Source organism: Streptococcus mitis, from assembly GCF_009496205.1.
GTDB classification, from domain to species: Bacteria; Bacillota; Bacilli; order Lactobacillales; family Streptococcaceae; genus Streptococcus; species Streptococcus mitis_BN.
Map to the genome: position 1 here is coordinate 1 of NZ_WIJO01000072.1, position 7811 is coordinate 7811.

The following is a 7811-nucleotide window of genomic DNA, read 5'->3' on the forward strand; positions in this document are numbered from 1 at the left end:
ATCTTCTGTATGGTATTACTCGACTATCGTTGGTTAGCTGTCTTATCAATGTTCGTCCTTTGACATACTGATTCTTATCCGAATGTTCTTTGTTATATACAAAGTATGAAGTTGTCTCACGTATAAAGATTTTATATTTTGTTTGATTCTCTTCTTCCAGAATATCTAATTGATAATTGGGAATCATGACCACCCGTCTAACGGGTGGTTTATTTGTCTCGCACCTAACGGAGCGAGACGGACTAATAGTCACATAATTTTCTACCATCCCACTTGCCATAATGACAAGTGGAATGGTTGCCATTGATACATTCATCAAGATAAAGGCATCCTTCTTATTCAAAAAGTAGAAAGAAAGGTTACTGCTATCAAACTTCCAAATTCAGCAATTGAGTAAACAATCCCAACAAGACTATTTGATAATTTTAATTACGTCCATTTTTTTCTCTCATTAATTGGACATAGCCCTTTGTTTCTATTTTTGAATTTAAAAACGAGAATTCTCCGCACATTTTCTCATAAAAATTATTATAATCTTCTTTTGAAAAATCTCCTAAAATCTCTATCTCAAGATAAAATCCAAGACCATCAATCTTATCTAGATTAATCGTTTTATTTTCTAATGCATCATGATAAGTCTTTCTATGTTTACTTATTGTGAAAATATTTGAAAATCCATCTTGCAAGATATTCCTTACAAATTCTAATTTTTCAGATTCTAACTCTATTTCACTTTCACTCCACATTCCTTGTTTTATCGTATCTTTTCTTGTAAAAACACTTGCTCTATTATCATCTTCTTGGCGAATTCTGTAGATAAAGCTACCTACCTCATCATTTTCAAATTCTCTTCCTTTTGTTTTAAAATATTTATCAACTTGCTTATTTTCACACTTAAATTTATAAGATTTTTCTAAATATGAAATAGCATTATTATAATCCCTCTCATCGTTGAGTTCAAATCTAACTTCTAATTCATTCATTCATTTTACCTCTCAATTCTTCAAAGGCTGAAGTCTCTTTACATTCACTCAGTCTATAGTAAGTTTCTGTAGATGTTTTATGGACAAAAAGCCTAATATTTTCTTGCACTCATTTTAGCACTTAGATGTTATTATGTCAATTGTTTTTATAATATTCTTTATTTATTTTTGTTAAATACATATTTGTATCTTTTTAGATTAAAAAAACGATGCTTATGAACATCGTCTTTACTATTCTGTTATATCTGCAATATAATGCTCGACTTTAAGAGCCATTGACATATTTCCCTCAAGCTTATAAAGGAAATAAGCCGTTTCAAAGTACTCTTTTACTGCAACTTTAGAAGAAAAATTCTTACTGACATTTCCCATCAATAAATACAAATCAGCCAAAAGATACGTTGTTCTATACGTCTTACATTGCTTTATCGTATCTGTGATTTTAGTAATAGCCTCTTCAGTATTATTCTGCAACCATAGATAGCGACAAACATTATAATTAAATTTAATAGAAAGGTTTAATTCTTCGATTGTGTTTAACTGGAGTTGATTTACTTGATACTCTAACTTTTCTCTAATTTCATTAAAACTCTCTAAATCTTCAATGTCATAATAAAAATTGAATAGAGTATTTGCAACTTGAAGGTAGGTCAAGTCAGTTACACTTAACTGAGACAGTACCTTCTCCAATCTTGCCACAGCCTCCTCTTTTTGCCCATAGAAATAAAAATCTATAAGAGATTTTATCCACTCCATATAAAATTTATTTACTAGAGACAAGCGATGTACCTTTACACTCTCTAATTCATATATATATTTCAAAGACTCATAATTTCGATTTGTGATAAATGTCTGGGCTAACTTTTTAAACTCTGATAGCTCATCAATCTCTTCTTCAATTTGCTCATTAAAAAAATAATCCATACTAACTTTTAACTTCTTAGACAGAGCATATAAAAAGTCTGCTCCTGGAGTAAATTCTCCATTCTCTAATCGACTAATCTGTCCCTGTTTGCATATCCCCTCAGCCAATTCTCGCTGAGACATTTTTAATTCTTTTCGTCTATTTTTTAATCTTGTTGCTAATAGTGTACCCACGTTTGCATTTTCCTTTTCTATTCGATTTCAATTTCAATTGTAACATGATTAAATTTTAAATACAAATTAATAAACCAAAAGATACAAATTATATATAAACAATGACTAGATAGGTTATTTTTGAAAACCTATCCCTTCTTCTTTTGAAATTTTCTTACTCAAACGATTGATAAACTTATTCACTTTAAATGGATTAGATATTAGACTATCATGTTTAAATTTTGTTATTAATATATTTAACAGAACACAAATAGTCTTTTACAACATATCAAATTCAGGGGAATAATAACGATTTTCCCCATTTTTTAGGCTCTCTATTTCATAACAATCAATTCATTTTATCACATACCTTAGCCCGAAAAATCCACACCCAATCTTTTTGAAAGCTGTTTAAAGCTTTGTACTTGCTTTCTAAGTTCATAGAGCTGAACCTTAACCTCATTTGTCCAATTCCATAATAAAAATAAGGACATTCTAACAAAGGAAGTCCTTATTTTTTAACTAATAGATGTCAAAGTTACTTTGCTGATCCACTTTATCTGTACTCATTGATCAAAATATAACTTTTGCTCAAAATTTGGTCAAAAAAGACAAAAAATACTAAATTATTTTTAAAAATGAACTTGTGATAATTGCCTTCAAATAAACATTTTGAATTTTCTTTGTCTTTCTTTACATTTCTAAAAATGCCCCCTGCAGGAATCGAACCTGCAACTACTCCTTAGGAGGGAGTTGTTATATCCATTGAACTAAGGGAGCTAGATAAAAACTCTGCTGAAAAAGCAGAGTTTTTTAGTCGAATTAACGACGGATTTCTTTGATACGAGCTGCCTTACCTTGAAGAGCACGCAAGTAGTACAATTTCGCACGACGTACTTTACCGTAACGAACAACTTCGATTTTTTCAACACGTGGAGTGTGGATTGGGAAGATACGCTCAACACCTACACCGTTAGAGATTTTACGAACTGTGTAGTTTTCTGAGATACCAGCACCTTTACGTGCGATAACAACACCTTCAAAAATCTGGATACGTTCACGGTTACCTTCGACAACTTTCGCGTGTACACGAACAGTGTCACCAGGACGGAATGATGGGATATCTGTACGAAGTTGACCTTCAGTCAAGCTTTGGATTAATGGATTCATTTTATTCTCCTATCTTTGTCAATCTTGAGGAATCTTCCTCAGCGGATAAACTGTATTTTTGTGCGTCCATTACACACAAGATACAGTTTACCAAATTTCCACAAAAAAGTAAAGAAATTTATAGCAGAATTCCTAAAAAAATCGCTATTAAACCACCTAGGTAGGTTAAGGCTAGGTAGCTATAAAATACCTTCTTATCACTTAACAGTCTTTGAAGTTCGTCATTCAAGGTCGAAAAAGTTGTCAAACCTCCACAAAAACCAGTTGCTAGCATAGCATAGACTTCCTTAGACTCCACATGATTGTAGAATAATCCAATCAAAAAACAACCTAGAAGATTGGCTATGAGCGTTCCGAGTGGCAATTTAGAAGCTTGATTATAGCGGGAAAAGAAATACCGTACGAGCGCTCCTAAGCCACAAGCAATTACAAGATAGACGATTACCATTTCTTCCTCCCTAGACAATAGGCCAAAAGTAGGCCTCCACCAATGCTCAAAAGCAAATACAGGACTAAACTAAGATAACGCCCTGTATCAAGCAGTTTCACAGCATCAAGCATGAGACTGGAAAAGGTTGTCAAACCACCACAAAAACCTGTACCCAGTGCTAAAATAACGCCTTTGCTGGTTCCCTTATAGACTAAATAGCCCTTAACAAGATAAACCAGGCAGAAAATGCCTAGATAGTTAACTAGAAGGGTTCCCCAAGGGAAATCTGGACTGGCTGGTAACCAAGTGGAAACTAGATAGCGGACAAGTCCGCCCAACATAGCAGCTAGAAAAATCCCTAGCGGATAAAATGGTTCTTTTTTCATTTGATATTTTGATCCTGATAATCACGCGAACGTTTGAGTATGTCCGAAAATGTTGCGACAATAGTCTCCTGATAGCGCTTGTCCTCTACACGACTTCTAACCTTTTCAAAAATAACTTCTTCTCTCTTGGTATCTAAAATCGGTTTACCCGAAGCTTTCTTATAAGCCACAACCCCTTCAACTAAGTGCATTCGTTCTTCTAGAAGTTTAACAATTTGGTCGTCGATTTGATCAATTTCTTGGCGAATAATATCTAAATCCATACAGTCTCCTCCTTTATTTGAATTATTGTATCAAAAAGCCATCAAATAGGCTAGTAAAATCCCAACTCACGATAAGAAAAATGCACTGATTGATTACATCAGTGCACTTTTGTGCTTATCCTACTTTAGCAGCCAATTCTTCTGCGAATTGTTCCAAGCGCTCAATATCTTCTTCCTCGGCAGAAAGATCAACTTTAACACACTCTGAACCTTTTTCTGCTCCTGTTGACACAAAGACACGGTCAAAGTCATCAACAGCCTTACAGAATTCATCGTAGAAGGTATCTCCTGAGCCGACCACTCCATAGATTTTGCCATTCAAGTTGAGGTCTGCTAGGTCTTCATAGAAGTCCATCATCTCATCTGGCAATTCTCCATCACCATAAGTATAGGTCGCAACGATAGCGATGTCTGCTTCCAAGAAGTCTGAAGCGTCAACAGTTGTACATTCATCAACATCGACATCCAAGCCCAAGTCACGTAATTTGTCTGCTACAATATCTGCAATTTCTTCGGTATTACCGGTCATACTGGCAAATACAATTTTTGCTAATGCCATATCGTCCTCCTCAATTTATCTTTCTCCATTATATCACATCTTTTTCATTTTAAAAATAAAAATTCTTGTGCTACAATGAAATGAGAAAGAATTGAGGTTATTTATGGACATTTGCCATCAAATTTTAGAAAAAATTAAAGAATACGACACCATTATCATTCATCGTCATATGAAACCAGACCCTGATGCCTTGGGAAGTCAAGTGGGCTTGAAAACTCTTCTCAAACATCATTTTCCAGAAAAAACCATCAAAGCCGTTGGTTTTGATGAACCGACTCTTACTTGGATGGCGGAAATGGATCTTGTTGAAGATAGTGCCTACCAAGGCGCACTTGTCATCGTCTGTGATACGGCTAATACTGCTCGTATCGATGATAAGCGCTATAGTCAAGGTGATTTTCTCATTAAGATTGACCACCATCCAAATGATGATGTATATGGTGACCTATCTTGGGTGGACACTAGTTCAAGTAGCGCTAGCGAGATGATTACCCTATTTGCCCAAACAACCCAACTGGCCTTGTCAGATCGCGCTGCTGAGTTGCTCTTTGCGGGAATTGTTGGTGATACAGGTCGCTTCCTTTATCCTTCTACGACTGCACGGACTCTTCGCCTGGCTGCCTCTCTAAGAGAACAGAACTTTGACTTTGCGTCTCTCACTCGCAAAATGGACACTATGAGCTACAAAATTGCTAAACTTCAAGGCTACATCTACGACCATCTGGAAGTGGATAAAAATGGTGCTGCTCGCGTTATCCTGAGTCAGGAAATCTTAAAACGATTCAATGTCACCGATGCTGAAACTGCCGCTATTGTAGGAGCTCCTGGTCGGATTGACAGCGTCAGTCTCTGGGGAATTTTTGTAGAACAGGCTGATGGCCACTACCGTGTTCGCTTACGCAGTAAAATCCATCCTATCAATGAAATTGCCAAGGAACATGATGGTGGAGGCCACCCTCTAGCAAGTGGTGCTAATTCCTATAGCCTAGAAGAAAACGAAATCATCTACCAAAAGTTAAAAAACTTGCTTAAAAACTGATAAAATACTTGCCAAACTTTTCAGAATCTGATAGACTAGTATGGTAACAATCTATGGCTCGCAAAGAGACCATGGCAGAAAGGAAATATTGCAAAATGAAAAAAGATATCCATCCAGAATATCGCCCAGTTGTCTTCATGGACACAACTACTGGTTACCAATTCCTTAGCGGTTCAACAAAACGCTCTAACGAAACAGTTGAGTTCGAAGGCGAAACTTACCCATTGATCCGTGTGGAAATTTCGTCAGACTCACACCCATTCTACACTGGACGTCAAAAGTTCACTCAAGCAGATGGACGCGTGGATCGTTTCAACAAAAAATACGGTCTCAAATAATGATAAAAAGAACAGTTCCTACTGTTCTTTTTTTTCTTCTTTTTATGAATCAATCACTACTACTTTCTATTTGTCAACCATCACGCTGAAACTATAATTGATTTCAAACGGGGTTAAAAAATATCGAAAAGAAGCTTGATATTGAAAATGGTCAAGATGATTGAAACTACGTAGCCTAGGATTGTGTTCCACTTGGCATTGGTAAATTCTCCCATCACTGACTTCTTAGAAGTCAGATAAATTAAGGGAAAAATTGAGAATGGAAGAGCGATTGAAAGAAAGATCTGTGAATAGACCAATAACTGATTCAAGATTCTTTCTTGATGTCCAACTATGATCACAGGAAGCAAGGCAAAAATACGTGTCCCGATACGGATAATCCACTGAGGTAATTTCAGATGCAAGAAACCTTCCATAACAATCTTTTCAGTCAAAGTACCTGTAATAGTAGAATTTTGGTCACTTGCTAAGAGAGCTAGAGCAAATAAAGTTAACAGAGTTGAGCTGGCTATCGCTCCTGCTATTGTAGAATCCTGCAAAGCATTGTACATTTAGGAAAAAGCTGAAAATTCGGACGCATGAGCAAAAAAAGAGCGATTCTCCTAAAATGAGAAGTAAGGAATTGCCAACAAAGGCTAGGGACAACTGAAGATTTGAGTCCCAGGTCATAAAACGAACAGATTTTCAAACATCCTTTTTACGCTTATGGTTGATTTTCCTTGTTTGGGATAAGAATGAATGAAGATAGAGATTATGGGCCTGACTGTCGCTCCTACAATCCCTAAGGCCAAAGTCAATTGACTCTCATTTTCCGGCAGAGGACTTTCAAATAAAGTCGAAGTCGGCAAATAATCACCAAAGATCCCCTGCATACTCGGATTAGATAAAACCACCAGATAAGAAATACATCTAAAACGGTTAGTAGGATAGCGACCTTTATCGGTATTTTAAATAAAAGATTTAAGGCAATTGCTGAACCTAAAACCTCTGCCAAGTCTGTCGCAATCAAAGCTAATTCTAAAATCACCCATAGACTATAGCAGAACCACTTGGGAGCATGATGAGCTGTTGCCAGCGCTAGATCCATCCTAGTCACGATACCGAGCTTTCCAGCCATCTGTTGTAGCTGCATGGCGATGATGGATGAAATCAAAATAGCGAATAAGAGACTATACTTGTAGGAAGCACCACCAACCACACTGGTAATCCAGTTTTCAGGATCCATATAACCAACTGCCACAAGAGCTCCAGGCCCCAAAAATACTTTTAGATTTTGCCAAAATGATTGTTATTCGGAGTTTCAATAGATTGCTTGATCTCAGAAAGAGAAACCTTTTTGTAAGAAGACATAGGAATATTCACTTCCTAATCTTGTCTTTACCTATTTTATTGATGGTTTTTGAAAGAAATGTTGAAAATAGTTTTCTATTTCCAATTTATGGCTCTATAATATTTGTAGTGGGTAAATCCCCTATGGATATTATGGAACCTATTTTGTTGTAGAAAAAAAGTTCCATATGACCTATAATGAAAAGCGACTAAACAACTCATTAGAAAGATTCATAT

Annotated in this window: 9 protein-coding genes, 1 tRNA gene and 2 pseudogenes; 2 read left to right on the forward strand and 10 right to left on the reverse strand. The window is 36.0% G+C overall.

Going from position 1 to position 7811, the window contains the following annotated elements:
- The 9 genes and pseudogenes from GEZ85_RS09315 to GEZ85_RS09360 form a co-directional block, all read right to left on the reverse strand.
- Window positions 1–193: pseudogene (locus tag GEZ85_RS09315) on the reverse strand (SAG1250 family conjugative relaxase); the annotation flags it as partial.
- 232 nt (window positions 194–425) lie between these two features.
- Complete coding sequence (locus tag GEZ85_RS09325; protein ID WP_049544067.1) at window positions 426–983, reverse strand: CYTH domain-containing protein; 558 nt, start codon at window positions 981–983, stop codon at window positions 426–428.
- Window positions 984–1214: 231 nt separating this feature from the next.
- Complete coding sequence (locus GEZ85_RS09330; protein WP_261066834.1) at window positions 1215–2081, reverse strand: helix-turn-helix domain-containing protein; 867 nt, start codon at window positions 2079–2081, stop codon at window positions 1215–1217.
- A gap of 687 nt (window positions 2082–2768) precedes the next feature.
- Window positions 2769–2840, reverse strand: a tRNA-Arg gene (locus GEZ85_RS09335).
- A gap of 42 nt (window positions 2841–2882) precedes the next feature.
- A complete protein-coding gene (gene rplS / locus GEZ85_RS09340; RefSeq protein ID WP_001068669.1) occupies window positions 2883–3230 on the reverse strand; it encodes a 50S ribosomal protein L19 in 348 nt (115 codons plus the stop codon).
- A 118-nt stretch (window positions 3231–3348) separates the two neighbouring features.
- Window positions 3349–3678 (reverse strand): fluoride efflux transporter CrcB, encoded by a 330-nt coding sequence (gene crcB / locus GEZ85_RS09345; RefSeq protein WP_049516595.1) that lies wholly within the window; start codon window positions 3676–3678, stop codon window positions 3349–3351.
- Window positions 3672–4046: a fluoride efflux transporter CrcB gene (gene crcB / locus GEZ85_RS09350; RefSeq protein ID WP_049544064.1), complete on the reverse strand. Its 375-nt coding sequence runs from the start codon at window positions 4044–4046 to the stop codon at window positions 3672–3674. Before crcB (GEZ85_RS09350) ends, crcB (GEZ85_RS09345) begins: the two co-directional genes overlap by 7 nt.
- A complete protein-coding gene (locus GEZ85_RS09355) occupies window positions 4043–4309 on the reverse strand; it encodes a chorismate mutase (protein WP_000362440.1) in 267 nt (88 codons plus the stop codon). Before GEZ85_RS09355 ends, crcB (GEZ85_RS09350) begins: the two co-directional genes overlap by 4 nt.
- A 115-nt stretch (window positions 4310–4424) precedes the next feature.
- A complete protein-coding gene (locus GEZ85_RS09360) occupies window positions 4425–4868 on the reverse strand; it encodes a flavodoxin (protein ID WP_001162128.1) in 444 nt (147 codons plus the stop codon).
- A gap of 103 nt (window positions 4869–4971) precedes the next feature.
- On the opposite strand from GEZ85_RS09360, the gene GEZ85_RS09365 reads away from it, so the two are divergent.
- Window positions 4972–5907 (forward strand): DHH family phosphoesterase, encoded by a 936-nt coding sequence (locus tag GEZ85_RS09365; protein ID WP_153210119.1) that lies wholly within the window; start codon window positions 4972–4974, stop codon window positions 5905–5907.
- Window positions 5908–6002: 95 nt separating this feature from the next.
- On the forward strand, window positions 6003–6245 hold the full coding sequence (locus tag GEZ85_RS09370; protein WP_000710764.1) for a type B 50S ribosomal protein L31: 243 nt from the start codon (window positions 6003–6005) through the stop codon (window positions 6243–6245).
- A 113-nt stretch (window positions 6246–6358) separates the two neighbouring features.
- On the opposite strand, the pseudogene GEZ85_RS09375 reads toward GEZ85_RS09370, so the two are convergent.
- Window positions 6359–7595, reverse strand: a pseudogene (locus GEZ85_RS09375) (Nramp family divalent metal transporter).
- Between the last annotated feature and the right edge of the window lie 216 nt (window positions 7596–7811).

Excerpts from the sequence above, each read along its gene's own strand:
- GEZ85_RS09325 (WP_049544067.1), bottom strand. The coding sequence starts at position 983 with ATGAATGAATTAGAAGTTAGATTTGAACTCAACGATGAGAGGGATTAT.
- crcB (WP_049544064.1), bottom strand. The coding sequence starts at position 4,046 with ATGAAAAAAGAACCATTTTATCCGCTAGGGATTTTTCTAGCTGCTATG.
- GEZ85_RS09370 (WP_000710764.1), top strand. The coding sequence starts at position 6,003 with ATGAAAAAAGATATCCATCCAGAATATCGCCCAGTTGTCTTCATGGAC.
- GEZ85_RS09365 (WP_153210119.1), top strand. The coding sequence starts at position 4,972 with ATGGACATTTGCCATCAAATTTTAGAAAAAATTAAAGAATACGACACC.
- crcB (WP_049516595.1), bottom strand. The coding sequence starts at position 3,678 with ATGGTAATCGTCTATCTTGTAATTGCTTGTGGCTTAGGAGCGCTCGTA.
- GEZ85_RS09355 (WP_000362440.1), bottom strand. The coding sequence starts at position 4,309 with ATGGATTTAGATATTATTCGCCAAGAAATTGATCAAATCGACGACCAA.
- GEZ85_RS09360 (WP_001162128.1), bottom strand. The coding sequence starts at position 4,868 with ATGGCATTAGCAAAAATTGTATTTGCCAGTATGACCGGTAATACCGAA.
- rplS (WP_001068669.1), bottom strand. The coding sequence starts at position 3,230 with ATGAATCCATTAATCCAAAGCTTGACTGAAGGTCAACTTCGTACAGAT.